The sequence below is a fragment of the Kitasatospora sp. NPDC093102 genome, from assembly GCF_040683915.1.
Lineage (GTDB): Bacteria > Actinomycetota > Actinomycetes > Streptomycetales > Streptomycetaceae > Kitasatospora.
In genome coordinates this window covers 173,283-198,614 of record NZ_JBFBFA010000003.1, presented here as the reverse complement: position 1 = coordinate 198,614, position 25,332 = coordinate 173,283, and the positions used below count along the sequence as shown (strand labels likewise).

At 74.1% G+C, this 25,332-nt stretch carries 23 protein-coding genes; 7 read left to right on the top strand and 16 right to left on the bottom strand.

The features are described 5' to 3' along the window. The first annotated feature begins 208 nt into the window (after positions 1–208). Positions 209–781, top strand: a complete 573-nt coding sequence (locus AB0O11_RS06570; protein ID WP_363382467.1) for a PPA1309 family protein — start codon at positions 209–211, stop codon at positions 779–781. Positions 782–828: 47 nt separating this feature from the next. On the opposite strand, the gene AB0O11_RS06565 is transcribed toward AB0O11_RS06570, so the two are convergent. From AB0O11_RS06565 to AB0O11_RS06550, 4 genes are all read right to left on the bottom strand, one after another. After that, positions 829–1,938, bottom strand: coding sequence for a PDZ domain-containing protein (locus AB0O11_RS06565; protein ID WP_363382464.1), 1,110 nt, complete (start codon positions 1,936–1,938; stop codon positions 829–831). A 42-nt stretch (positions 1,939–1,980) separates the two neighbouring features. Next, complete coding sequence (locus AB0O11_RS06560) at positions 1,981–2,172, bottom strand: hypothetical protein (protein WP_363382461.1); 192 nt, start codon at positions 2,170–2,172, stop codon at positions 1,981–1,983. Positions 2,173–2,384: 212 nt separating this feature from the next. Beyond that, positions 2,385–2,825 (bottom strand): molybdenum cofactor biosynthesis protein MoaE, encoded by a 441-nt coding sequence (locus tag AB0O11_RS06555; RefSeq protein WP_224282463.1) that lies wholly within the window; start codon positions 2,823–2,825, stop codon positions 2,385–2,387. 110 nt (positions 2,826–2,935) lie between these two features. Next, complete coding sequence (locus tag AB0O11_RS06550; protein WP_363382458.1) at positions 2,936–4,084, bottom strand: NAD-dependent epimerase/dehydratase family protein; 1,149 nt, start codon at positions 4,082–4,084, stop codon at positions 2,936–2,938. 199 nt (positions 4,085–4,283) lie between these two features. On the opposite strand from AB0O11_RS06550, the gene AB0O11_RS06545 reads away from it, so the two are divergent. Both AB0O11_RS06545 and AB0O11_RS06540 read left to right on the top strand, forming a co-directional pair. Next, the gene (locus tag AB0O11_RS06545) at positions 4,284–5,795 is read left to right on the top strand and encodes a zinc-dependent metalloprotease (RefSeq protein WP_363382455.1); all 1,512 of its coding nucleotides are present in this window, start codon (positions 4,284–4,286) and stop codon (positions 5,793–5,795) included. Then, on the top strand, positions 5,792–6,379 hold the full coding sequence (locus AB0O11_RS06540) for an NUDIX hydrolase (RefSeq protein WP_363382452.1): 588 nt from the start codon (positions 5,792–5,794) through the stop codon (positions 6,377–6,379). Before AB0O11_RS06545 ends, AB0O11_RS06540 begins: the two co-directional genes overlap by 4 nt. Positions 6,380–6,508: 129 nt before the next feature. On the opposite strand, the gene AB0O11_RS06535 is transcribed toward AB0O11_RS06540, so the two are convergent. Beyond that, the gene (locus tag AB0O11_RS06535; RefSeq protein WP_363382449.1) at positions 6,509–7,093 is read right to left on the bottom strand and encodes a YgjP-like metallopeptidase domain-containing protein; all 585 of its coding nucleotides are present in this window, start codon (positions 7,091–7,093) and stop codon (positions 6,509–6,511) included. A 399-nt stretch (positions 7,094–7,492) separates the two neighbouring features. Here AB0O11_RS06535 and AB0O11_RS06530 point away from each other — a divergent pair, with 399 nt between their 5' ends. Next, positions 7,493–8,581, top strand: a complete 1,089-nt coding sequence (locus AB0O11_RS06530; RefSeq protein WP_363382446.1) for a ThiF family adenylyltransferase — start codon at positions 7,493–7,495, stop codon at positions 8,579–8,581. 445 nt (positions 8,582–9,026) lie between these two features. Next, positions 9,027–10,448 carry an AarF/ABC1/UbiB kinase family protein gene (locus AB0O11_RS06525; protein ID WP_363382443.1) on the top strand — a complete coding sequence of 474 codons (1,422 nt, stop codon included), beginning with the start codon at positions 9,027–9,029 and terminating at the stop codon, positions 10,446–10,448. Between the two features lie 123 nt (positions 10,449–10,571). Here AB0O11_RS06525 and AB0O11_RS06520 read toward each other — a convergent pair whose 3' ends face one another. The 4 genes from AB0O11_RS06520 to AB0O11_RS06505 form a co-directional block, all read right to left on the bottom strand. Beyond that, positions 10,572–10,970 carry a hypothetical protein gene (locus tag AB0O11_RS06520; RefSeq protein WP_363382440.1) on the bottom strand — a complete coding sequence of 133 codons (399 nt, stop codon included), beginning with the start codon at positions 10,968–10,970 and terminating at the stop codon, positions 10,572–10,574. Beyond that, positions 10,967–11,284, bottom strand: coding sequence for a WhiB family transcriptional regulator (locus tag AB0O11_RS06515; RefSeq protein ID WP_308020301.1), 318 nt, complete (start codon positions 11,282–11,284; stop codon positions 10,967–10,969). Before AB0O11_RS06515 ends, AB0O11_RS06520 begins: the two co-directional genes overlap by 4 nt. Positions 11,285–11,506: 222 nt before the next feature. Further along, positions 11,507–11,953: a hypothetical protein gene (locus AB0O11_RS06510; protein ID WP_363382437.1), complete on the bottom strand. Its 447-nt coding sequence runs from the start codon at positions 11,951–11,953 to the stop codon at positions 11,507–11,509. A gap of 283 nt (positions 11,954–12,236) precedes the next feature. Beyond that, entirely contained in the window at positions 12,237–14,405 is a 2,169-nt protein-coding gene (locus tag AB0O11_RS06505) for a UvrD-helicase domain-containing protein (protein WP_363382967.1), read from the bottom strand. Positions 14,406–14,668: 263 nt separating this feature from the next. Between AB0O11_RS06505 and AB0O11_RS06500 the strand changes: the two genes are divergently transcribed. Beyond that, positions 14,669–14,926, top strand: a complete 258-nt coding sequence (locus AB0O11_RS06500) for a mycoredoxin (RefSeq protein ID WP_224285395.1) — start codon at positions 14,669–14,671, stop codon at positions 14,924–14,926. Between the two features lie 34 nt (positions 14,927–14,960). Here AB0O11_RS06500 and AB0O11_RS06495 read toward each other — a convergent pair whose 3' ends face one another. The 6 genes from AB0O11_RS06495 to AB0O11_RS06470 form a co-directional block, all read right to left on the bottom strand. Further along, the gene (locus AB0O11_RS06495) at positions 14,961–15,800 is read right to left on the bottom strand and encodes a GntR family transcriptional regulator (protein WP_363382434.1); all 840 of its coding nucleotides are present in this window, start codon (positions 15,798–15,800) and stop codon (positions 14,961–14,963) included. Between the two features lie 300 nt (positions 15,801–16,100). Further along, positions 16,101–17,042, bottom strand: a complete 942-nt coding sequence (gene nudC / locus AB0O11_RS06490) for an NAD(+) diphosphatase (protein WP_363382431.1) — start codon at positions 17,040–17,042, stop codon at positions 16,101–16,103. 70 nt (positions 17,043–17,112) lie between these two features. After that, entirely contained in the window at positions 17,113–18,516 is a 1,404-nt protein-coding gene (locus tag AB0O11_RS06485) for a dipeptidase (RefSeq protein ID WP_363382429.1), read from the bottom strand. A 134-nt stretch (positions 18,517–18,650) separates the two neighbouring features. After that, on the bottom strand, positions 18,651–21,542 hold the full coding sequence (locus AB0O11_RS06480; protein WP_363382426.1) for an FtsX-like permease family protein: 2,892 nt from the start codon (positions 21,540–21,542) through the stop codon (positions 18,651–18,653). After that, a complete protein-coding gene (locus AB0O11_RS06475; RefSeq protein WP_363382424.1) occupies positions 21,539–22,303 on the bottom strand; it encodes an ABC transporter ATP-binding protein in 765 nt (254 codons plus the stop codon). The genes AB0O11_RS06480 and AB0O11_RS06475 overlap by 4 nt, the downstream gene beginning before the upstream one ends. Before the next feature lie 71 nt (positions 22,304–22,374). Continuing rightward, on the bottom strand, positions 22,375–23,001 hold the full coding sequence (locus AB0O11_RS06470; RefSeq protein ID WP_363382421.1) for a PadR family transcriptional regulator: 627 nt from the start codon (positions 22,999–23,001) through the stop codon (positions 22,375–22,377). A 78-nt stretch (positions 23,002–23,079) separates the two neighbouring features. Between AB0O11_RS06470 and AB0O11_RS06465 the strand changes: the two genes are divergently transcribed. Next, positions 23,080–24,051: an endonuclease/exonuclease/phosphatase family protein gene (locus AB0O11_RS06465; RefSeq protein WP_363382418.1), complete on the top strand. Its 972-nt coding sequence runs from the start codon at positions 23,080–23,082 to the stop codon at positions 24,049–24,051. A 22-nt stretch (positions 24,052–24,073) separates the two neighbouring features. Here AB0O11_RS06465 and AB0O11_RS06460 read toward each other — a convergent pair whose 3' ends face one another. After that, positions 24,074–25,285 (bottom strand): PP2C family protein-serine/threonine phosphatase, encoded by a 1,212-nt coding sequence (locus AB0O11_RS06460; RefSeq protein ID WP_363382416.1) that lies wholly within the window; start codon positions 25,283–25,285, stop codon positions 24,074–24,076. Positions 25,286–25,332: the final 47 nt, after the last annotated feature.

Genomic DNA, 25,332 nt, shown 5'->3' with positions numbered 1-25,332 from the left:
ATGGGGTCGGTCGTCAGAGCAACTTAACCAGGCTTTGGCCGAGTTCCCACCGTTAGCAGACGGTTACGACCCCCGCCCGCTTCCGGCCGTCCCCGCCACGGCTCCTCCGTCCCTTCGGCGGCTCTCCCGGCAGCTCTTCCGGCGGGCTCTCCCGGCGAGCACGGACCGTCCGGCGGGCGCGGGCCGCCCGGCGTGTGAGGATTGAGGCATGTCCGACGCGTCTGATCTGAACAACTCCCCCGACGACGTCTCCAAGCTCCCGGCCGCCACCCCGCTGACCCGGGCCGCGCTGGAGATCGACGAGTACGCCGCCACCCTCGGCTGGGACCTCCCGGCCCGGCTGTTCGCCCTGGTGGACAGCGCCGCCCTGCGCAAGGCCAACCCGAAGATCGCCAAGCAGCTCGGCCTCACCGAGGGCGACGAGGCCGGCCTGACCCCGATCGAGCAGGACGAGCTGCCGGCCGGCATGGAACTCGACAAGTTCCTCGGCACCATCGCCTGGCCCGACGCCGTGGCCGGCTGCGCCCTGGTCGTCGAGCGCCTGATGCTGCCCCCGGGCGCCGAGCAGTCCCGCCCGCGGGGTGCCACCGACGCCCAGCTCGCCGAGTGGGTGGCCAACCACCCCAAGCGCGAGGAGGTGCGGATCACCGCCGCGGTGCTCCGCGACGGCAAGAAGGAGATCGCCCTGCGGCTGCGTTCCAAGGACGTCGCCCGCGAGGTGCTGACCGGCCCCGACCTGGTGCCGGGCCTGACCGACGCGCTGCTGGCGACCTTCGCCTGACGCCTTCCCCGGTGGCCGCCCGGCGTTGCTCGGCGGCTGCCCGGTGGCTACTTGGCGGCGCAGGACGGCAGCGCGGAGGTCTGCCCGGAGCGCAGCTGCTCCAGCGACTTCAGCGCGCCGTCCAGCGTGTCCGTCTTGATCAGGGTCAGCCCGGACGGGATGTCCTTGCTCGCCTCGGCGCAGTTCGAGGACGGGGTGAAGAAGTACTCGGCCCCGGCGTCCCGGGCGGCGATCAGCTTCATCGAGATGCCGCCGATCGGGCCGACCTTGCCGTCGTCGTCGATGGTCCCGGTGCCGGCCACGAACCTGCCGCCGGTGAGGTCGCCACCCGGGGTCAGCTTGTCGATGATGCCGAGCGAGAACATCAGGCCGGCGCTGGGGCCGCCGACGTCCTGCAGGCCGATGTCGATCTGGAACGGGTAGGTGTGCCGGATCCCGGTGCCGATGCCCACCACCGCGAGCTCCGCCCGCTCGGCCGGGGCCTTCGGGTCGAGGTCCTTGGCCCGTACGGTCGGCACGGTGACGTCGGTCTTCCCGCCCGGCGCGGCGCCGCCGCCCGCGTCCTTGACCCGCGGCACGACGGTGAAGACCACCGGCTCGCCCGGCTTGTGCTTGGTGACGGCCGCGACCACCTGGTCGACCGAGCCGACCGGCGCGCCGTCCACGGCCACGATCTGGTCGCCCGCGTGCAGCCGGCCCTCGGCCGGGGCGCCCGCGGTGACCGACTTCACGATCAGCTCGCTGCCGACCGGGATGCCCAGCTGCTTGAGCGCCGCGGTGCGGGCGCTGTCCTCGGAGGAGGCGAACTCCTCGGCGTTCTGCTTCTTGGCGTCCGCGTCCGACTGCCCCTTCGGGTAGACGTTGTCGTGCGGCACCACCAGCACGTCGTCCCGCAGCCAGCCGACCACCGCGTTGACCAGGCTGGGCTCGTACTTGGCCCCGGTGACCTGGACGGTGGTCATGTTGAGGTGCCCGGTCGTCGGGTACGACTCGTGCCCGCTGATGCTGATCACCGGCTTGCCGCCCTGGCTGCCGAGCGTGTTGTACGTCGGCCCCGGGCTCATCTCCGTGTACGGCACCTTCATCAGCACCGAGACGCAGAGCAGCGCTATGAGCAGCAGGGTGGCAGCGAGCATCGTCGCGGAGCGGCGTGGCATGCCTCGACAGTACGGGACGCGCCGGAACCGGCGCCCGCCGGGCTACCTGCCGGGGCGCTCACCCGGGGCGGCGGCGCCGGCGGTGGTGCGCTCCATGGCGGCCATGAAGCGCCGGTGTTCGGCGAGTGAGGCCGGGTCCCCGGCGGCCCGCGGCTCCCGCTGGGCCCACAGCGCCCAGAGGCCGGCGGCCACGCCGGCGACACCCGGGATGATCAACCAGGCGAGCGCACCCATACCAGTACTCCCAGCTCGTCGTGTCTATGAGCAGATTAACCACTCCGGCGGACAACGCGGCCGGCGCCGTCCGGGTTACGGCACGGCCGATCGGCTCACTTCCAGGGAGTATTCGGAGTGCCGCTGCGCACCCGTTGGAGTGAAGCCGCGGCGCGCCTGACCCGACGGACGCACGAGGTGTGCATATCGGTTCCGTCGCACCGGGAGCGGCCTCAGCAGCCGCCGGCGCCGACCCACTCCTCCTCGCCGTCGGAGAAGACCTGGTGCTTCCAGATCGGCACCTCGTGCTTGAGGTCGTCGATCAGCCGGCGGGCGGCGGCGAAGGCCTCACCGCGGTGGGCGCAGGAGACGGCGACGATCACGGCCTTGTCGGTGATCTCCAGCCGGCCCACCCGGTGGACCGCGGCGAGCGCCCGGACCGGGAAGTCCGCGACCACCTTCTCGGCGATCCGGCGCATCTCCTGCTCGGCGGTGGGGTGGCAGCTGTACTCCAGCGCGGCGACCGACTTGCCGCCGTCGTGGTCCCGGACCGTCCCGACGAAGACGGTGGTGCCGCCGGCCGCGTCGTCGCCGACCGCCTCGTACACCTCGTCCAGCGAGAGCGGGGTGTCGCGGATGGCGAGCAGGCGGATGGGGTCGTGGATCTCGGACATGACCCCATGATTCCCCATCCGGGACGGTGCGGGGCAAGTACTTTCCGCATCACGGCGAGGAAATTTCGCATCGTGAGAAGTGCTGCCCGTCGACCGGCTCCCCCGGCCGATCAGAACCGCCGCCGCTTGCGGGCCCGGCGCACCAGCGCCGCCGTACCGACCAGCGCCACCGTCGCCCCGGCCGCCCCCAGGCTGGTCGCCGCCTCCTTGCCGCCCAGTCGGCGCCCGGCCACCGCGTGCTTGCCGGACACCTGGTCCAGCAGTTCGGCCAGCACCCGCTCGTTGGTGTGCGCCGGGCGCCAGCCCGCCTCGTGCAGCCGGCTGCCGGACACCACCCACGGGTACATCGTGTACGCCAGGTCCCCGGCCGGGGCCGGGGTCAGGCCCAGCCGGTGCAGCCGCGCCGCCGTGCCGAGCGCCAGCGAGGCCGGCAGCTCCATCCGCCGGATCCCGGACAGCCGCTCGACGTCCTCCTGCTCCAGCCAGCCGTCGCAGCCGACCGTCACCTCGCCCTCGACCAGGCCCAGCGCCGCGTACTCCAGCGCCGACGCCAGGTCGTCCACGTGGCAGAACTGCCAGCACGGCCGGGACCCGGCCACCACCAGCAGCCGGGGCGCCTCGAAGTGCCGGGTCAGCACGGTGTCCACGCCGGGGCCCACCACCACGGCCGGGCGCAGCACCGTCACCTGGAGGCCCGGGTGGGCGCGCGGCGCCCGGCGGGCCAGCCGCTCGATCTCCAGCAGGTCCCCGACCAGCGAGGCCTCCTCGGTGGCCCGCAGCTCGGAGTCCTCCGCCAGCGGCACCTCGTTGTCGGCCAGCGCGCCGTAGACCATCGCCGAGGTGCACAGCACCACCCGGTGAACCCCGGCGGCCGCGGCCGCGGTCAGCACCGTCTGGGCGCCGCGCACGTTGTAGGCGCTGCGGGCCCGGGCGTCGGACTCCATGCCGAAGTCCATCGCCAGGTGCACCACCACGTCGACCCCGGCCAACCGCTCGGCCACCGCCGGGTCCCGCACGTCGAGCACCCGCCAGTGCACGCCCGGCACCTCACCGCGCCGGTCGTCCACCGCGAGGACCTTCCGCACGTGCGGGGAGGCCACCAGCCGGGCGGCGACCCGCTCGCCCAGCACGCCCGCGGCACCGGTGACCGCCACGGTCAGCGGCCGCCCGCCGTAGGCTGGAGGCGGCGACGCCGTGGTGTCCGACGCGTCCTCTCCTCCGGTCAGCCCAGAGCGAACGTCCGAAGGCGGGGAACTCACCGGCCATCCTCCACGGTTAGCTTTATGTGCGTACGGACGTGTGTCACGTACGTCCATCCTGCCCGAGGCGAAGGCCCGGCGGTGCACCCGGCGCGGGCCTGCCGCGTGGGAGCCGCCCCCGAGTCCCCCACTCCGCCGTCGCTCCGGGCACAGACTTTCCCGCCACACCCGCATGACGGCCGACCGGATCGAGGACCCCGTGAGCGACCTTCCCTTCGGATTCGGCGTTCCGCCCGAGGAGCCCGAGGACGGCAAGGCCAAGCCCGACGACGCCCAGAAGAAGAAGGACCAGGAGTCCGGCAGCGGCCCGCAGCCGTTCGGCTTCGGGGGCGGCAACCCCTTCGGTGCGATCTTCGGCATGCCCGGCGCCCCGGGCGGCGCCGGCGCCGACAACCCCTTCGCCGCGATGTTCGGCGGCATGAACCCGGGAGACCTCGGCGCCGCCTTCCAGCAGCTCGGCCAGATGCTCTCGTTCGAGGGCGGCCCGGTGAACTGGGACCTCGCCACGAACATCGCCCGCCAGACGGTGGTCGCCGAGCCCGCCGAGGGCAAGAGCAAGGACCGCTCGGTCAGCGCCGCCGAGCGCTCCGCCGTCGCCGAGGCCGTCCGCCTGGCCGACCTGTGGCTCGACGGCTCCACCGAGTTCCCCTCCGGCGCCGGCACCGCCGTCGCCTGGAGCCGCGCCGAGTGGATCGAGGCCACCCTCCCGGTCTGGAAGGACCTGGTGGACCCGGTCGCCGAGCGGGTCGGCAACGCCATGGGCGGCGTCCTGCCCGAGGAGATGCAGGCCATGGCCGGCCCGCTGATGGGCGTGATGCGCTCGATGGGCGGCGCCATGTTCGGCACCCAGATCGGCCAGGCGCTCGGCGCGCTCGCCGCTGAGGTGGTCGGCTCCGCCGACGTCGGCCTGCCGCTCGCCCCGGCCGGCAAGGCCGCGTTGCTGCCGCAGAACGTCGCCGAGTTCGGCGAGGGCCTGAACGTGCCCGCCGACGAGGTCCGCCTCTACCTCGCCCTGCGCGAGGCCGCCCACCAGCGGCTCTTCGCCCACGTGCCGTGGCTGCGGGCCCACCTGCTGGGCGCCGTCGAGGCCTACGCGCGCGGCATCAAGGTCGACACCTCCCGGATGGAGGAGCTGGTCGGCCAGCTCGACCCGAGCAACCCGGAGGCCCTCCAGGAAGCGCTGGCCGGAGGCCTGCTCCAGCCCGAGGACACCCCCGAGCAGAAGGCCGCGCTCGCCCGCCTGGAGACCGCGCTCGCCCTGGTCGAGGGCTGGGTCGACGCCGTCGTGCACGCCGCCGCCGAGCCGCACCTGCCGCAGGCCGGCGCACTGCGCGAGACCGTCCGCCGCCGCCGTGCGGCCGGCGGGCCCGCCGAGCAGACCTTCGCCACCCTGGTCGGTCTGGAGCTGCGCCCGCGCCGGCTGCGCGACGCCTCCCGGCTCTGGGCGCTGCTCGCCGACGCCCGCGGCATCGAGGGCCGCGACGCGCTCTGGGAGCACCCCGACATGCTGCCCACCGCCGCCGACCTGGACGACCCGGACGCCTTCGTGCACCGGGGCTCCGCCGACGACCTGGAGGGCGGCATCGACTTCGACGCGCTCGACAAGCTGCTCGGCGAGGCCGCGGCCGGCAAGCCCGACCTCACCAAGAGGGACGAGCAGCCGAAGACCGACGAGGACGGCACCGACGGGAAGGGCGAGCCCACCGCATGACGGACACCGAGACGCCCGCCGCCACCCTGCACGCGGACGCCGTCCGCACGCTGACCGGGTGGCGGTCCGCCGACCAGGACCAGGAGCAGCTGCGGCTCGACTACCTGGAGCACCTCGCCGCACAGCCCGACGGCCTGTACCGCTCCTGCCTGCCCGCGCACATCACCGCGAGCGCGGCGGTCGTCGACCCGGCGGCCGGGCGGGTGCTGCTCACCCTGCACCCCAAGGTCGGCATGTGGCTGCAGATGGGCGGGCACTGCGAGCCCGGCGACCGCGACCTCGCCTCGGCCGCCCTGCGCGAGGCGGTGGAGGAGTCCGGCATCCCCGACCTGGTGCTGCTGGAGAGCGGCGGTGCCCCGGTGCCGGCCAAGCTGGACCGGCACCTGGTCCGCTGCGCCGGCAAGGACCGGCCGGAGAACACCCACCTGGACGTCCAGTACATCGCGCTGGCCCCGGCCGGCGCGCAGGCGCTGATCAGCGAGGAGTCGCTGGACCTGCGCTGGTTCGACTACGACCGGCTCCCGGAGCTCACCGACCACTCGGTGCGCGACCTGGTGGCCCGGGCGCGGCAGCTGACCGGCTGAGGTGTGACACCGGAAGGGGGCGCGGAGCCTGTCGGCCCGCGCCCCCTTCCGTCGTTCCTGCGGTCGAACCGGCCCGCACCGTCCGGCCCTGCCCGTACCGTCCGGCCACGGGATCGCACCGCCGCGGCCTCAGCTGCAGGAGGCGGCCGGGTCCGGCCCGGTCGGGCCCGGGTCGGCGTGCCGCGCGCCGGGGATGTGCGGCAGCCGGGCGGCGGAGACCACGCCCTCCAGGTACCCGCGGGCCCGCTCGGTCCGCGGGTAGGCCTCCAGCAGGGCCCAGAACGCCGGGCCGTGGTCCGGCACCAGCAGGTGCGCCAGCTCGTGCAGCAGCACGTAGTCCAGCACGTACTCCGGCATGCCCTGGAGCCGATGGGAAAGGCGGATCGTCCCCTCGCTGGGGGTGCAGGAGCCCCAGCGGGAATTCTGGTTGGTGACCCAGCGGACCTGACTGGGCCGGGCGCGATCGCCCAGGTAGGCGGCCGACAGCTCGCGGGCCCGGGTCATCAGGGCCTCGTCCCCCGGGATCCGCCGGGACTCCTGGGCGGCGAGCTTCTCCAGCATCTGCGCGACCCAGCGCTGCTCCTCGGCGTGCGACATCCGGGCCGGGATCAGCACGACGGTGCGGTCGCCCTCGCGGTAGGCGGAGACGGTACGGCTGCGGCGGGCGCTGCGGCGCACCTCGACCCGGCTGCGGTCGTGCGCCTCGGGGGGCACGGCACCGGTGCGCGGCGGCTGCGGTGGGGCCTGCTGCCGCTGGTCCGGGCGCCCGCGCGTGTTCGGCGCCGCAACCTGCGACCCGGACGCCGCACGGGCACGCCGACGCGACGCCGGTGGATGGGAGTCCCGCTCGGCTGCCATGGCACACGACGTTACCCCGCACCACCGACAGAAGTCCGCTGCCCTGGCCGGAATCTTTCATGGAGTGATCGGGAACGAAAAGTCGACGGCGGGTGTCCGGAAAGCGACGCCGGGGAGGATGGCCAGTTATCCACAGGGTGCGCGAACGGATGGTGTGATCATGCGCACGGGCCTGTGGATAACTCCCTGCACGCCGTCGCCACGATGGGGCATGCTGCGGTCAGCCGTCCGGAAACGATCGGAAGGGAGATCGTCGTGCGCCTCGCCCTCAAGCCCGCCCTGTCCCGCAGCTGGCGGGACTCGGAGACCCTGCAGTTCGGCACCGTCACCCGTTTCGCCGGGGTGCTCGGCAACGCCGACAAGACCCTCTGCGACTTCCTCGCGCTGCTCGACGGGACGCGCGACCGACCGGAGCTCCTGAACGAGGGCGAACGCATCGGGCTCGGCCGCGAACCGGCCGACACCCTGCTCACCGGTCTGGAGGAGACCGGCCTGCTGGACGACGCAGAGGCCGGCGACCGGGCGCTGGCCCGCTTTCCCGGGCAGCAGCGGGAACTGCTCGAACCCGACCTCGCCTCGCTCTCCCTGGTCCACTCCGGCCCGGGCGCCGCACCGGCGGTCCTGGGCCGCCGGGCCGACGCACGGATCGAGGTGCGCGGTGCGGGCCGGGTCGGTGCCGCCGTGGCGGCGGTGCTCGCCGCCGGCGGCACCGGCACGGTCACGGTCGCGGACGGCGGCCGGGTGAAGCCCGGCGACTGCTCCCCCGCCGGGCTGCCGCCCGGGGACGTCGGGCGGCTGCGCTCGACGGCGGCCCGGGAGGCGGTGCAGCGCGCCGCGGGCCGGCCACCGGCGCCCGCACCCCGGCGTCGGCCCGGGGATCCGCCACCGGACTTCGTGGTCCTCGCGCCCCGGGACGGCAGCGCCGCCTTCGCGGGCGGGACGTACGAGGCCCGGCTGCTGTTGCGGGCCGGGGTGCCGCACCTCTACGTGGGCGTGGTCGAGGAGTTCGGCGTCATCGGACCGCTGGTGATCCCCGGGATGTCGGCCTGCGGGCACTGCCTGGTGCTGCGTCGGGAGGACGAGGACGCCGCCTGGCCGCGGGTCCTGGCCCAACTGGCCGGCGGAGGTCCCGGACGGGCCCGTACGCCGGCCTGCGACACGGCCCTGGCGACGGCGGTCGCCGGACTGGCGGCGCTGCACGTCCAGGTGTTCCTGGACGGCGGCCGGCCGCCGAGCGTGGACGGCTGGTGCGAGGTCTCGGCCGGGGACGGCATGCCACGGCGCCTGCGACTGCGCGGGCACCCGGACTGCGGCTGCCTCTGGCAGCCGCTGCCGCCGGCGTGAGGGACGGAAGAGGGAGAGGGAGAGGAGGAGAAGAACGAGTCTGACGGGAGCAGGCCCGGCGGCTGCACGGCTCGGCAGCCTCTCGGCCTCCCCACGGCACCACGGGCATCCACCCGGCCATACGAGCCGATGGCCAGGTGAGCCCGCGGTCCCGACGGACCCCTGACGGGGGTCGACGCCCCACGGGCGGGTACGAGGCCTCTGGCGGCCCGTGCCCTGCCCTGGGCAGGGCACGGGCCGCCAGAGGACGGGGAGCCACCGTTCCGGGTACGAGGCGGCGGGTGCGGTGGGCGGGTGGCGGGTGGCGGGCGGGTGGTGGGTGGCGAGGGTGGGTGGGGGGGAGGGGGCCCCGGAAATAGCGGCCGACCCGGGTCGGGGAACGGGCACAATGGCGTAGAGATGGTCGGCCGTCCGGAACCGGACGGCCAGGGAATGGAGGCCCGGGGTGAGCGATCTTCCGCGCAAGGCGATGACCCGCACGGCACGGCTCGCTGCCCTGCCGCTGGGGATAGCCGGCCGCGCCACGCTCGGCCTGGGCAAGCGGATCGGCGGCCGTTCCGCCGAGGTGGTCACCGCCGAGCTCCAACAGGCCACCGCCGACCAGCTGTTCAAGGTCCTCGGTGAACTCAAGGGCGGGGCGATGAAGTTCGGGCAGGTGCTGTCCGTCTTCGAGGCCGCGCTGCCCGAGGAGATTGCCGGGCCGTACCGGGCGGCGCTCACCAAGCTCCAGGACGCCGCTCCCCCGATGCCCGCCGCCAAGGTGCACACCGCGCTCGCCCAGCGGCTCGGCGACGACTGGCGCGAGCTGTTCCGGGAGTTCGACGACCGGCCCGCGGCCGCCGCCTCGATCGGCCAGGTGCACAAGGCGGTCTGGCACGACGGCCGCACGGTCGCCGTCAAGGTGCAGTACCCGGGCGCGGGCGACGCGCTGCTCTCGGACCTCTCGCAGCTGAGCCGGGTGGCCTGGCTGCTGGGCCCGCTGATCCCCGGGCTGGACATCAAGCCGCTGATCACCGAGCTGCGCGAGCGCGTCTCGGAGGAGCTGGACTACGAGCTGGAGGCACAGGCCCAGCGCCGGCACGCCGAGGAGTTCACGGGCGACCCGGACATCGTGGTGCCGGGCGTCGTGGCGCAGGCCGACCAGGTGCTGGTCACCGAGTGGATGGACGGCACCCCGCTGGCCCAGGTGATCACGGACGGCACCCAGGAGGAGCGCGACCGCGCCGGGCAGCTGCTGGCCCGGTTCCTGTTCGCCGGCCCGTCACGGACCGGCCTGCTGCACGCGGACCCGCACCCGGGCAACTTCCGGCTGCTGAAGGACGACGGCCCGGTGTCGGGCTGGCGGCTGGGCGTGCTGGACTTCGGCACCGTGGACCGGCTGCCCGGCGGGCTTCCCGCGCCGATCGGGGCCTCGCTGCGGATGGCGCTGGCCGGGGACGCCACGGGCGTGCTCCGGATGCTGCGCGAGGAGGGCTTCGTGAAGCCCTCGATCCGGCTGGATCCGGACGCGGTGCTGGACTACCTGCTGCCGATCATCGAGCCGGCCGCGGTGGAGGACTTCCACTTCACCCGGCCCTGGATGCGCGCCCAGGCGGCCCGGATCGCCGATCCGCGCTCGCCCGCCTACAACCTGGGCAAGCAGCTGAACCTGCCGCCGGCGTACCTGCTGATCCACCGGGTGACGCTGAGCACCATCGGGGTGCTCTGCCAGCTGGGGGCCAAGGCGCCGTTCCGCACGGAGATGCTGGAGTGGCTGCCCGAGTTCGCCGACGGCCCGTCGGCGAAGCCCGCCGAGCCCGCGCTGCCGGCCCGTCAGGCCGGTCCGGCCCCCGAGCTCGCCGAGCCCGCCCGGGTCCGCAAGGACTGACGCCGGCACCGCGACAACGGCCGCAGGCCGCTCCCCGACGACGGGGAGCGGCCTGCGGCACGACGGGGGTGGGAGCGGAGCCGGCGAGGGCCTGTCGACGACGGGCCTGCGGGCCGGCAGGCCCTACATCAGCGCGACGGCGAGCGCCTTGCGGGCCCGCATCGAGGCCCGCTCGGCACGCTGCCTGAGCTTGCGGGCCCGGATGACCCGGCTGACGAGCCGTTGGTTCTCGGCCTCGTGCAGCCTGTCTTGCATATGGGCACGGGCCAGGGATTCGTGGAGGAGTTGCATCTCGAGGATCCTGTTCTGGGTCTGGAGTTCGGTGGCCTGCTCGGCGCGGGCGGTGGGGTCGACGGCGGCGGGGTTCATGTCGTGGTCCTGCTCGTGGTGCTTGCTCGGGAACGGGATGCGGGCTGCGGCATCGGCCTTGGCGGCGGCGATCCGCACGGATCGGCGGAGGGCGCTGTCCAGCGGGGGCTGCTCTCCCCGGCGGATGGCCCTGGCTTCGACGGCGGGGTTCACGCCATGACCTCGGTCTTGCGCGGACGGCCACGGGGACGCTTGCGGGCCACCACGACGCCCTGGACGAACAGCTCGCCACCCCAGACGCCCCACGGCTCACGCCGCTCCAGGGCGCCGGCCAGGCAGGCGTCCTTCACCGGGCAGGTGCCGCAGAGGGACTTCGCGTACTCGACGTCGGCCGGCGTCTCGGCGAAGAAGACCTCGGGGTCGAAGGCGCGGCAGGGGATGGGGAGACCGAGGGACTCGGCCTGCTCGATCGAGCTGAGCTGCATGGAAGGAACCTCCGGGGGGTCGGCCTGGTCGGCCTTGGTGATCTGGCTTGTCGGCGGTACGGACGGGGTGGGCGGTGTGATGACCGTGGACACTGTGGGCGTCTTCCTCGTCTTTTCTCAGTGGTTCCGGCCCAGGGGACTGGTGGTGCTGGGCCGGAGGCCCCGGAGGGCCTGGGTGGTCTTGCGTACCGGACAAAACAGAAGGGCCGCGGATCCCGGTGGTGACGGGTTCCGCGGCCCTGGAGGTGCCGACCTGAGGTTGGCTCAGGTTCGTTCTCTCCAGGGTTCAGGGCCGCGGAAGGCCCACATCCGGACGGCCTTGGCGCCTGCGAAGGCGGCCTTGGCCTGGTTAATCTGCTGCTCGTTCTGCTTCTGGGTGTTTCCGGCACCGATGACCTGCGCATAGCCGCCATGCATGGCGGCGGCTACAGCCGCCTTCGGTGCCTGGATCGGTCGCTCGTCGTGCACGGAGCACGACGTGCCGAACGACGCCCAGTCACGGGACAGACCGGTCTCGACAAAGGTGCCGTCGACGCTCCTGCTGCCCGTGAAGCACAGATCAGTGTGTCCAAGACCACTGACAGCGGGGACGACGGAGACACCGGTGGTGTCGAGACCCAGACCGGTTCCACCGAGCTCGGCGAGCGCCCGCAGGCGGGCGGCACGCAGGGAGGCAGCGACAACGGTCTGGCCAGTCATTTTGGTGATCATGATGTTTCCCACTGTCTTCGCCTCCTCTCGGCGTCTCGCGGAGCCTGGTCTCCCTGGCTCCGAATGTTCGGATGTCTGTCTCGGTGAAGCTCTGGGTGAAGCTCTCGGGCGAGGGGAATCGGCACAGGTTTCACCCCGTGCGACCGCGTCCCCTTGACCGCTCCGGCAGGCTATTGCGCTCCCGGCACGCGGCGCAAACTATTTTTCACGCGAGTTCTTCGGCACGTCACACAACGGGTTCCGAAGCCACCCGGACAGCCCCCGTGACCGCGCCTGGACCGGCTCAGGCCGGATCGGCCGGACCACCGTCCTCGACGCCGTCCGGACCCTCCTCGGGCTCCTCCCCCGCACACAACGAGAGCACGGCGTCCCCGTACTTGTCCAGCTTCATGGCGCCGACCCCGGAGATGGCGGCCAGCTCCCGGCGGCCGGCGGGCACGTCCTCGGCGATCGCCATCAGCGTGGCGTCGGTGAACACCACGTAGGCCGGCGCGCCCTGCTTCTTCGCCTGCCGGGCCCGCCACTCGCGCAGCCGCTCGTACAGCCCCTCGTCCATCGTGGACGGGCAGCTCTCGCAGCGGCGCAGCTTGCGCTCGACGGCCTCGGTGAGCACCTTGTCGCAGACCCGGCACTTGACCGGTCCGCGGACCCGCCGCGCGGCGGAGCGCTCGCCGGGCTCGAAGCCCCCTCGCCCGCCGCGCGCGCCGGAGCGCGTGCCCGGGGCGGCGGAGCCGGGGCGCAGCCCGTCCAGGAAGCGGCTGGGCTTGCGGCCGGCCCGGCCGCCCGGGGAGCGGGAGAGCGACCAGGAGAGGGTGAGGTGCTTGCGGGCCCGGGTGACGCCGACGTAGAGGAGGCGGCGCTCCTCCTCGACCTGCTCGTCGGTCTTGGCGTAGATGATCGGCAGGGTGCCCTCGGTGAGGCCGACCAGGAAGACGGCGTCCCATTCGAGGCCCTTGGCGGCGTGCAGCGAGGCCAGCGTGACGCCCTCGACGGCCGGGGCGTGCTGGGCGGCGGCGCGGGCGTCCAGTTCGGCGACGTAGGCGGCGAGGTCGGTTCCCTCACCGGCCGCGGTGCGGGTGCGCTCGAACTCCTCGGCCAGCCGGACCAGGGCGGCCAGTGACTCCCAGCGGTCCCGGACGGCGCCGGAGCCGGCCGGGGGCTCGGCGGTGAAGCCGCGGGCGGCCAGCACCGCGCGGACCTGGCCGGCCAGGTCGGGGGCGCCGTCGGTGAGCGGGTCGGAGGCGGCCCGGGCGGCGCCGCGCAGCAGCACGCCGGCGTCCCTGACCTCGGGGCGCTCGAAGAACCGCTCCGCGCCCTTGAGCTGGTACGGGACGCCGAGGTCGGCGAGGGCCTGCTCGTAGACCTCGGACTGGCCGTTGGTGCGGAACAGCACCGCGATCTCGCTGGCGCGCACCCCGGCGGCGAGCAGCTCCTTGATCCGGCGGGCGGTGGTCTCGGCCTCGGTGGGCTCGTCCTCGTACTCGGTGTAGACCGGCTCGGGGCCGGCCTCGCGCTGGGAGACGAGCTCCAGGCGGTGCCGGGCGGCCTCGCCGCGGGCCTGGGCGAGCAGTCCGTTGGCGAGGTGGACGACCTGGGGGGTGGAGCGGTAGTCGCGGACGAGCTTGACCACCGTCGCCGCGGGGTGCCGGCCGCGGAAGTTCAGCAGGTAGTCGGGGGTGGCGCCGGTGAAGGAGTAGATGGTCTGGCTGGCGTCGCCGACGACGCAGAGGCTGGCGCCGCCTTCGGGGCCGGTCCACTGGTCGAGCAGGCGCTGCTGGAGCGGGGAGACGTCCTGGTACTCGTCGACGGTGAAGTGCCGGTACTGGGAGCGGACCTGGTCGGCGATGTCCGGGCGGTCCTCCAGGATCGCGGCGGTGAGCAGCAGGACGTCCTCGAAGTCGATGTTGCCGCGGCGGCTCTTGGTCTCCTCGTAGACGCGGTAGACCTGGGCGGTCTCGGCCGGGTCGCGGGGGGCCTCCCGGCCGGACTTGGCGACGGCCGCGGGGTAGTCCTCGGGGGCGGTCTGGGTGACCTTGGCCCATTCGATCTCGGCGGTGAGGTCGCGCAGTTCGGTGCGCTGGACGCGCAGGCCGCAGCGGCCGGCCGCCTCGGCGACCAGCTGGACCTTGCGTTCCAGGAGCTGGGGGACGGGGCCGCCGACGGCGCGCGGCCAGAAGTACTGGAGCTGGCGCAGCGCGGCGGCGTGGAAGGTGCGGGCCTGGACGCCGTCGGCGCCGAGCTGGCGCAGCCGGCCGCGCATCTCGCCGGCCGCGCGGGCGGTGAAGGTGACGGCGAGGACCTGCTGGGGGTGGTAGACGCCGCTGCGCACGCCGTAGGCGATCCGGTGGGTGATGGCGCGGGTCTTGCCGGTGCCGGCGCCGGCGAGCACGCAGACGGGGCCGTGCAGGGCGGTGGCGACGGCGCGCTGCTCGGGGTCGAGCCCGGCGAGCACGGCGTCCGGGCCCGTGGCGGCGCCGGGGTCGGCCCAGGGGGAGCCGTGGGGGCCGTCGTACGGGCTGCCGCTCAAGAGGTCTTCCTGCATGCGTTCCATCTTCTCAGCCCGGTGGGACAACCCGGACGGAGTTGTCCACAGGCCCGGTGTGATCGCAGGATGATCGCTCCGCATGACGGTCGACGGCGTGCCGGAATGCCCGCCGCCCGGTGGACGTTCCTGCCGGAGACCGTACGCACCTCTCTTCCCAAGGAGCCCCCTCGATGTCCGGCACCGTGACGATGTACAGCACGACCTGGTGTGGGTACTGCAACCGACTCAAGAGCCAGCTGGAGCGTGAAGGCATCGGCTACACCGAGATCAACATCGAGGAGGACCCGGCGTCGGCGTCCTTCGTCGAGTCGGTGAACAACGGCAACCAGACCGTCCCGACGGTGCTGGTGACGCCGGCCGGCGGCGGCGAGCAGGTCGTGATGACCAACCCGAGCCTGCTGCAGGTCAAGAAGGCCCTGGCGGCCTGAGTCCGCCCGGCCCGAGCCGCCGGGCCGGCGCGCGTCACGGCGCGTCGGCCCGGGCCGGGTCGACGGGCGTGGCGGGGGCGGGCAGGGTGGTGCGCGCGCCGAGGTCGCCGACGCCGTAGACGAGCCGGCTGCGGTCGGCCGAGTAGCGGGTCTCGATGACCCGCACGGGCCCGCGCCGGTCGTAGGTGACGCGGGTCTGCACCATCAGCGGCACGCCGGGGCCGCCCTGGAACCACTGGGCCTCCTCGGGGCCGGGCATCCGGGCGACCAGGTGGTCGACGGCGCCGATCTCGGTGCGCCCGAGGGTGGCGAGCACCGCCTCGTCGCCGCCCTCGACGGGGTCGGGTTCCATGAGCGGGGTGCCGGCGGCGAGGCCGGCCCGGTAGTGGCTCTCCTCGATCGAGTACGGCTCGCGGTCGAGCAGCCGCAGCTGGCGGCGGACCACGATGGCCTCGCCGGGGCGCAGTCCGAGCCGTTCGGCGATGTCCACCCGGGCCCGGACGATCATCATCTCGAAGTCGGTGCCGAGTTCCCGCCCGGCTTCGTCCGCCTCGCCGAGGTAGACGGCGGAGGGTGCGGCGAGGCAGTCGCGCGGTGCGTCGGGCGGGCAGGGTCCGTAGGCGCGGTGGTCCAGGACGGGGTGTTCGCGCAGGTACGTGCCCTTGCCCTGGAGGCGGACCAGGCGGCCCTCGTTGACCAGGACGTCGACGGCGAGCCGGACGGTGTTGCGGGCGACGCCGTACTGGCGCTCCAGTTCGCTCTCGACCGGCAGGGCGGCGTCGGCGGTGAACTCGCCCTCGGCGATCCGGCGGCGCAGGTCGGCGGCGAGGCGCTGGTATTTGGGGGATTGGGCAGTGCCCCGGGGGATTGTCACCCTCGTGAATGTAGCGAGCGCGGTGAGCCGGTTTCAGCCGTTTCCGGCAATATCGTCCGAGCGGGGTGACCGCGGGCCCGTGCCGGCTCCTCCCAGTAGCAGAACTGGCCCGTCCGGATACGAACAGCTGGTCGTGGCGAATTCGGGAAGGGGTTGGAACGAAAAAGGGGGGCGCGTGGAATTGCCCGCGCGCCCCCTTTCGTACGGAACCCTCTTCGTACGGACCCTCTTGGTGCGGGCCCCCTTCGTGCGGGCCCCCTTCGTACGGGCCCCTTTCCGGCCGGCCCCTTTCCTGCGGGACTACCAGCGCGCCGCCGAGGGCAGCGGCTCCCCGTACCAGAGCTCGACCAGGTGCCGGGCGATCGAGATGCCGGACGGCGGCAGGATCTCCCCCGCCTCCATCCCGGCCCGCAGCTCCTCGCGGGAGAACCAGCGCGCCTCGGCCAGTTCCTCGCCGTCCACGGTGATCTCGGTGCCGCCGGGCAGCGCCCGGCCCGTGAAGCCGAGCATCAGGCTGGACGGGAACGGCCAGGGCTGGCTGGCGACGTAGCGCACCTCGCCGACCCGGACGCCCGCCTCCTCCTGCACCTCGCGGGCCACCGCCTGCTCGATCGACTCCCCCGGTTCGACGAAGCCGGCCAGCGTCGACCAGCGGCCCTCCGGCCACAGCGCCTGCCGGCCGAGCAGGCAGCGGTCCTGCTCGTCGGTGATCACCATGATCACCGCCGGGTCGGTGCGCGGGTAGTGCTCGGCCGCGCAGGACGTGCAGCGCCGCACGTGCCCGGCGCCGGCCTTCTCCGTCGGGTGCCCGCAGCGCGAGCAGAAGCTGTGCAGCCGGTGCCAGTGCTCCAGCGCCACAGCGTGCACCAGCAGCCCGGCGTCCCGGTCGGACAGCAGCCCGCCGACCTCGCGCAGCCCGGCCGGGCGGGCGTCGCCGTCCAGGCGCCCGGGCAGGCTCTCGCCGGCCAGCGCGAAGTACGAGACGCCGTCCTGGTCGGTGCCGAGGAAGTACCGGTCGCCGGTCTGCGGCGCCTCGAAGGAGGGCAGCAACACGAGCTCGGTGCCCTGCGCGGTGTCGACCACGAACGCCTCGCCGCCGGCGATCGGCAGGACCCGGGTGCTCGGGTGGCTCCAGGCGGCCGCCAGCCAGGGCTCGTCGAAACGGTGCTCGGCCGCCCGGTCCACCCCGGACCGGGCCAGTGCCAGGTGCAGCGGGCGCTCGGTCTCAGGCACGGTGCTCACGTCTGTTCCATCCCCACGTGGTGAATCATCCGGATGAGTGATCTGGCTGCCATGGTGCACGCAGCGGGGGTCATGCCCCCGGCCGGAAGTTCTCGGCCAGGTCGCCCCAGAGGTACGCGGCGGTCTCCACGCCCTTGGCCAGCAGGTCCAGCTCGACCTTCTCGTTGACCGAGTGCCAGCCGTCCGAGGGCACCGAGATGCCGAGGAACAGCACCGGCGCGCCCAGCACGTCCTGGAGGTCGGCGGCGGGGCCGGAGCCGCCCTCGCGGGTGAAGAGGATCTTCTGCTCGAAGGCCCGCCCCATCGCGCGGACGGTGGACTGGAGCGCGGGGTGGTCCAGCGGGGTCAGGCAGGGGCGGGTCGCGCCCGGGAAGACCAGCTCGTACCGGATGCCCTCGGGCACCTGCTCGGCCACCCAGGCCCGCACTGCCTCGCGGACCTTCTCCACCTCCTGCCCGGCGACCAGCCGGAAGGACAGCTTGAGGTGGGCCGAGGCGGGGACGATGGTCTTGCCGCCGGGGCCGGTGTAGCCGCCCCAGATGCCGTTGACCTCGGCGGTCGGGCGGGCCCAGATCCGCTCCAGGGTGGAGTAGCCGGCCTCGCCGCGGGTGCCGTACGACTTGGCGACCGTCAACCACTGCTCCTCGTCGAAGGGCAGCTCGGCGAACAGCTCGCGCTCGCGCTCGGTGAGCTCGATGACGCCGTCGTAGAAGCCGGGGATCGCGACCCTGCGGTCGGTGTCGTGCAGGGCGGCGGCCATCTCCGCCGCGACCTGGGCCGGGTTGGGGACGGCGCCGCCGAAGGAGCCGGAGTGGATGTCGGTGTCCGGCCCGTACAGGTCGACCTGGGCGTCGGCCAGGCCGCGCATGCCGGTGCAGACGGTCGGCGTGGTCGCGGACCACATGCCGGTGTCCGAGATGACGACCACGTCGGCGGCCAGCCGCCCGGCCTCGCGCCGGACCAGGTCGGCGAAGTTCGGCGAGCCGGACTCCTCCTCGCCCTCGATCAGCAGCTTGAGGTTGACGGCCGGCGCGGTGCGGCCGGTGGCGGCCAGGTGGGCGCGCACGCCCAGGGTGTGGAAGAACACCTGGCCCTTGTCGTCGGCGGCGCCGCGCGCGTACAGCCGGCCGTCGACCACGGTCGGGGTGAACGGCTCGGTCTCCCAGCCGTCCTCCCGGGCCGCGGGCTGCACGTCGTGGTGCCCGTAGACCAGGACGGTCGGCGCGGACGGATCCCCGGAGGGCCACTCGGCGAACACCGCCGGCAGTCCGTCGGTCTCCCACACCTCGGCCACCGGGAAGCCGGTCTCGCGCAGCTTGGCGACCAGCCACTCGGCCGAGCGCCGCACGTCGCCGGACCGGGCCGGGTCGGCGGACACCGAGGGGATGGCCAGCCACTCGGAGAGGTCCGCGAGGAAGGCGGCCTGGTGCTGATCGATGTAGGAGCGGACGACGCTGTCCGGGGTTCTCGTCATACCGACGACTGTAGTTCGCCCGTGCGGGTGCCCGCCCCGGCCGTCCGGCTGCCGGGCGCTCCGGGGGCTGTAACCTCCGTCACCCCCGTCGCGGCGGTGACGCGCGACGGGGGTGACGGACGGGTGCACCGGGCTCAGCCCGAGCGGCGCAGCAGGGTGATCCGCGAGCGGGTCATCAGCGCCGCGAGGGCGGCCGCGAGCACCGGCAGCAGCAGCACGGTGGCGGCGATGGTGGGCCACGGGAAGACCAGGCTCGCCTTGTTGGCGAGTTCCTCGGCGCTCATGCCGGGGTAACTGTTCGCCGCGGCCTCGACCTTGCGCAGCGCCACCCCCGGCACCACGCCGCAGACCGCGCCGAGCAGGGCGCCCATGGCGGCGATCACCCCGCACTGGAAGCCGGACAGCGAGCGCCGGATGCGGGGCTCGGCACCGACCGCCGCGAGGGTGGTCAGGTCGCGCTGGGAGTCGGCGGCGGCCAGTCCGGTGGCGATGCCGGCCGCGCCGAGGGCGACGATGGCGGCGAAGACGTTCAGGCCGAGGCGGACCAGGCTGGCCTCGGACTCGTAGCCGCGTTCGATCTTGAGCAGGTCGCGGTCGCTGATCTTGGACAGCGCGCCGTCGGCCTTCTGCTGGGCGCCGTCGGAGGGCATCGCGCCGGGCAGCCAGACCGAGCCGGCCGGGGCGGTGAAGAAGCCGAGCCGGGCGGCGGTGGCCGGGCTGATCACGGCCTGGGCCGGGGAGGCCAGCGAGGGCTCGGCGACGACGGCGTCCACGACGATCTCGTTCTGGACGGGCTTGCTCCGGGCGGTGACGGCCCCCTCGGCGGCGACCGGGGCGCTGTACTGGAGCGTGACCTTGCCGTCCTTGAGGTAGCGGGCGTCGAAGACCACGGCCTTGCCGGCCGCGAGGGCCTGGCCGGCACCCTGGTCGGTGACGCCGTAGAGGTTGCGCAGCAGGTTGGCGTCGCCGGCGGTCAGCGGGCTGTAGGTGCTGCTGTAGCGGTGGTCGACCTGGCAGCGCTTGTCGGTGCGCAGGACCCGGTCGCTCTCCTCCGGGGTGAGATCGTTCTCCAGGACGCGGACGGGGCAGCGGTCCTCCTTGGGCAGCTCGACGCTGATGTAGCCGCAGTAGCTGCCCTCGGAGCAGTTGACCTTGGGCTGGACAAGCTGGACATCGGCGCGCGGACCGAGGTCGGGGACGCTGCGTTCGACGGCCTCGCGCATCTGGGGCAGCAGCTTGATCTCGGCGCCGGCCAGCCAGCCGTTGCCGAGGATGACGGCACCGGAGGGCCCGGAGGCGACGTAGTCGCGCCGGTACTGCTCTTCGAAGCTGGCCATGTAGACGCTGACCGCGACGGAGCCGGCGACGGCGGCCATCACGGCGGCCACGGCGGGCGCGGTGCGGGCGCGGTGGCGCACCGAGTCGCGCAGGGCGAGGCGGGGACCGAGCGGGAGCCAGCGGCCGAGCCGGCCGAAGAGGCCGACCAGGTACGGCACGAGGGCGACCATGCCGAGTTCGGCGACGGCCGAGCCGCCGAGGACGGCGAAGCTGCTGTTGCCGACACCGCTGGTGGCGCCGTACAGGGCGAGGGCCGCGCCGCCGCCGAGCATCAGCAGGCCCAGGGCGGCGAGCTTGCGGCTCGGCGGCTTGAGCGTGTCACGACCGGTGAGCGCGGCGACGACGTCCTGGCGGGAGGCCTGGACGGCGGGCACGACCGCGGCCAACAGGCCGGTGGCGAGGCCGACCAGGAGGATGCCGAGCAGGTCGAGCGGCGTGACGGCGAAGTGGGCGAAGCGCCGGCCGGCGTACTCCTCGGCCTGGGTGCGCAGCAGGGCGACCAGGCCGACGCCGAGGCCCAGGCCGGTCAGCGCGCCGGTGACGCCGAGGACGACGCCGCCGCCGAGGACGACCGCACGGACGTTGGCGCGCTCACCACCGGCGGCGGCGAGCAGTCCGAGCTGTCGCCGGGAGCGCCGGGCGCCGACGGCGAAGGCGGGGCCCGCGAGGAGGACGATCTCCAGCAGGGCCATGCCGACGACGGTGGCGAGGATGACGACATCGGTCCGGTTGAAGTAGTCGGTGCCGCCGTACTGCTTCTGCTCGACGAAGTACGGGACCTCGTCGCGGGCCGGCGGGTCGGCCAGGACGGCGCGCGAGGTCACCACGAAGCCGTACTCGTTGAACTCCTTGACCTTCTGCCAGTCGAGCGAGGCCCCGGCCGGGAGCTTGACCAGCCAGCGGGTGGGCTCGTCGGGGCCCTTCGTCGGGCCGCCGGAGCCGCCCTCCATCGGGCTGTTGGAGTCGCCCGACGACTTGGGGAGCCGGTTGAGCACGGTGCCGGGGCGGGCGGTGAGCTCGGTGGCACGCAGTTCGCCGGGGTACTCGTAGACGCCGGTGATGGTGAGGGGGACGGCCTCCAGGCCGCGGACGGCGGTCCTGTCCCCGATCTTGAGCCCGGAGCGCTTGAGGAAGTCCCGGGTGACGGCGGCCTCGGTGTCGGCGGCGGGTGCGCGGCCCTGGACCAGGTTGATCCGGCCCCGCCAGACCGGGTCGGTCAGGTCGGCCTCGCTGACCCGGGTGTTGAGCAGGCCCTCGGTGCTGCTCGCGGCGGTGTACGGGCCCTGGAGCTCGGGCACCAGGGTGGTTCCGGCCGGGAGCAGCCGGCGGGCCAGCTCGGCGGGTGCGGTGTCGAGGGCGCGCTGCTGCGCGGGGGTGTACTTGAGGGCTTCGCCCTCCTTGACCTCGTCGTCCTTCGGGCCCTTGACGGTGTACCCCTTATCGGGGTCGGGCGCCTGCTTGACGGAGGAGCCGCGTTCGGTCATGTACAGCTCGCCGGCCGCCTGGCCCATGGCCCGGACGGCGCGTTCGGCGGGCGTGGGTTCGGCGCTGCGGAAGACCACGTCGGCGCCGGTGACGCCGAGGACGGGAAGGGCGACCATGGCGATGACGAGGGCGCTGCGGCCCTTGGCGCGCAGGGCGTCGCGGCGGGCTATGCGCAGGGCCACCCGCCAGGCGCTGAGCTTCACTCGTCCACCTTCAGGCTGTTGGTGGCGGCGCTGACGAGCAGGCTGGCGGCGTCCTGGCTGACGGACTCGTCGACCATGCGGCCGTCGCGCAGGAAGACGACCCGGTCGGCCCAGGCGGCGTGCCGGGCCTCGTGGGTGACCATCATGGCGGCGGCGCCGGCGTCGCAGCGGGCGCGCAGGACGGCGAGGACGGCCTCGCCGGTGGTGGAGTCGAGGGCGCCGGTGGGTTCGTCGGCGAGGACGAGGCGGCGGTCGCCGATCAGGGCGCGGGCGATGGCGACGCGCTGCTGCTGGCCGCCGGACATGTCGTCGGGGAAGCGGTCGGCGAGTTCGGGGATGCCGAGCTCCTCCAGGGCGGCGAGGGCCTCGCGGCGGGCGGCGCGGGTGGACAGCCCGTCGAGTTCGCGCGGCAGCGAGATGTTCTCGGCGGCGGTGAGCGCCGGGATCAGGTTGTAGTCCTGGAAGACGTAGCCGACGGAGCGGCGGCGGACCTGGGCGAGCTTCTTGCGGTTGAGCTCGCCGAGGGCGACGCCCTCGACCAGGACCCGGCCGCCGCTCGGGGTGTCCAGGCCGCCGGCCAGGGTGAGCAGGGTCGACTTGCCGGAGCCGGAGGGGCCCATGACGGCGACGAACTCGCCGGGGTGGACCTTGAGGTCGACGCCGCGCAGGGCCTGGACCTCGGCGGCGCCGTGGCCGTGGACGCGGGTGACGTTCTCCAGGTGGAGCACCGGCGCCTGCCGGGCCTCTTCGGTGTGGGACACGAATTCCCCCCTTGTGCTGGGTGTGGGCCCGGGCTCGGGGCCGGGCCTGGTGGTTCGGGTGTTGCGGGGGCTCAGGTGCGCACGCGGCGGCCGCGCTTGGCGGGCGCGGCGCCGTCGCGGGCGGCCTCGGCGGTGCGGTTCTGCAGGACTTCGGCCTGCTGGGCGAGCCGGGTCTCGCAGTGGTCGAGCCAGCGGATCTCCGCTTCGGTCTGGAAGATCAGCTGGTCGAGGACGAGCAGCCAGGCCAGGTCGTGGCCGTCCGAGGGCACCGTGCCGGGGCGCGCCTCGCCGGACAGGGCGCGGCCCTTGAGCCGGGTGTAGTCCTGGAGCGCCTTGATGCTGTGCCGACGCTGGCCCTGGACGACGGCGGAGACGTCCACCCCGGGGACGGTCACCGCCATGGCGAGCTTGATCGCCAGTTCGTCGCGCGGGGGGTTGGTCCGGGGCACCGGGGTGTCGAACCAGGTCCGCAGTTCCTCCCGGCCGGCGTCGGTGGCGGCGTAGAACTGGTGGCCCTCGCCGTCCTCCCCCGCGGGCTCGACCAGCCCGTCACGCTCAAGGCGCGACAGCGTGGTATAGACCTGCCCGACGTTGAGTGGCCAGGTGGCGCCGGTGCGCGCCTCGAACTCGGTGCGCAGCTGGTAGCCGTAGCGCGGGCCCTGGTCGAGCAGGGCGAGCAGACCGTGACGGATGGACATACCGAGTATGTATACCCGGTATGTCGTACCGCCTCAAGCCGGGCCCCCTCCCCCGGCGACCGGGTACCGTCGTGCGGTGTGAGCCAGTTGCGCATCGCCACCTTCAACCTGTTGCACGGCCAGCCGCTCGCCCCGGACGGCGCCCCACGGCCCTACCCCTCCGACGCCGGCACGCCGCTGGCGGATGCGGTGGCCGCCCTGGACGCCGACGTGCTGGCGCTCCAGGAGGTGGACCGGCACCAGTCGCGCTCCGGCGGCACCGACCAGGCGGCGGTGGCGGCCTCCGCGATGGGCGCCAAGGACTGGCGCTTCGCCGCCGCGCTGCACGGCCGCCCGGCGCCGGTGGCGGGCTGGGTGCCGGAGCCGTCCGGCCCGAACGGCCTGCGGGTGTACGGGCCGGACGAGGTGGACGACGGCGCCCCGCCCTCCTACGGGACAGCGCTGCTGACGAGGCTTCCGGTGCGGCACTGGCGGGCCCGGCGGTTCGCCCCGGCGCCCTTCGGGCTGCCGCTGCGGGTGGCCGGGCGGCGCGGGCTGACCCCGGTGCCGGACGAGCCGCGGGCCGCGCTGGCGGCCGTCCTGGACGGCGAGCGGGGCCCGTTCACCGTGGTGGCGGCGCACCTGTCCTTCGTCCCCGGCTGGAACATGGCGCAGCTGGCCGGCATCCGGCGCTGGATCGCCGACCTGCCCCAGCCGTACCTGGTGCTGGGCGACTTCAACCTGGTCGGCGCGGTGCCGCGCACGGTGCTCGGCGGGGCGACGGTGCTGGAGCGCACCGCGCCCCGGGTGCGGGTGCGCGAGCTGCGGGCGGCCCGGCGGGCCCGGCCGGCCCTGGCCGAGCCGCAGCGGCGCCGGGTGCGCGGGCCGCGCCCCCGGCTCCAGGGCTGGCACGACCTGGCGCGCACGCCGACCTACCCCTCGCACCGGCCCGCGGTGCAGTTCGACCACGTCCTGGCGATCGGCGTGCCGCGCACGGCGGTCGGCCCGGCGGCGGCGCCGCGCGCGGCGGTGTCGGACCACCGCCCGCTGCTGGTCGAGGTGTCGCTGTAGGCGCAGGCCGGCCCGGGCGCACCTACTGACGCGTCAGGACTCCTGCCTGCTCCGGGAGGTGAACGGTGCTCACGATCCGGGATCCCGCCGTGCCGAGCGCGGGCGGGGGGTCGAACTGGAGCAGCAGCATGGCCGCGTCGTCGCCGAGCTGGCGCCCGACGTGGCGCACCACGTCCTCGTGCAGGCGTTGCAGGACGTCGGCCGGGTGGCCGGCGGCGCAGCGCGGGAAGCGTTCGGCGAGCGGGTAGAAGACGCCCGTGCGGTCGCGGGCCTCGATCACCCCGTCGGTGAACAGCAGCACCCGGTCGTCGCCCTGGAGCAGCAGCCGGTGCACCGGCGGACGCACGTCGGCCGGGTCGAGGACGCCCAGCGGCGGTACGGTCTCGGCGAGTTCGAGCGGGCTGACCTCCCCGCCGCGCAGCAGCAGCGGGGCGGGGTGGCCGCAGTTGACGATCTCCGCGGCGCCGTCGGGCCCGACGGCGATCAGCACCAGGGTGACGAACTCCTCCTCCACGCCCGGGTGGTCGTTCTCGTGCAGGGCGCGGTCGAGGCTGACGGCCAGCCAGCCGGCCACCCGGTCCAGGGCGGCCTCCTGGTGGGCGGCCTCGCGGAAGGCCCCGAGCACGGCGGCGGCCGTCTCCACCGCGCCGAGGCCCTTGCCGCGCACGTCCCCGACCACGGCCCGCACCCCGTGCCGGGTGTTGACCACCTCGTAGAGGTCGCCGCCGATCCGGGCGTGCGCGGCGGCGGCCTCGTAGTGGACGGCCGCGCGGACGGTGCCGACCCGCTCGGGGACGGGCCGCAGCAGGACGCGGCGGGCGATCGAGGCGACCAGTTGGGCGTCGGCCAGCGCCCGTTCCTGGCGCAGCCTCAGGGTGGCGCTGACCCAGCCGATCGTGGCGACGAGCAGGATCGCGAAGACGCTGGCGACGTGCACGGACTCGCCGAGGGTGTCGCTGCGGAAGGCCATCAGGAAGGCCGCCGCCTCGGTGCCCAGACCGATGGCGAGCGGGTACCAGGTGCGGCGGCTGACCACGGCGGCCAGCGCGGGCACGGCGGTGAGGGCCGGTTCGACCGTCACCTTGGTGCCACTGAGGTAGTCGAGGGCGACGATCAGCACCATGCCGATGAACGGCAGCGCGAGTGCCGTCCTCGGCCAGGTGCCGGTCGCGCGCGGGGCGGGCCCCGGTGTCGGCCCGGCGAACCGCTCTCTGATCCATCCGGTCGCGCTCAACTTCGGTCTCTCCAGCAGAAGACGCCGATGCCCTAGGGCACCTGCGG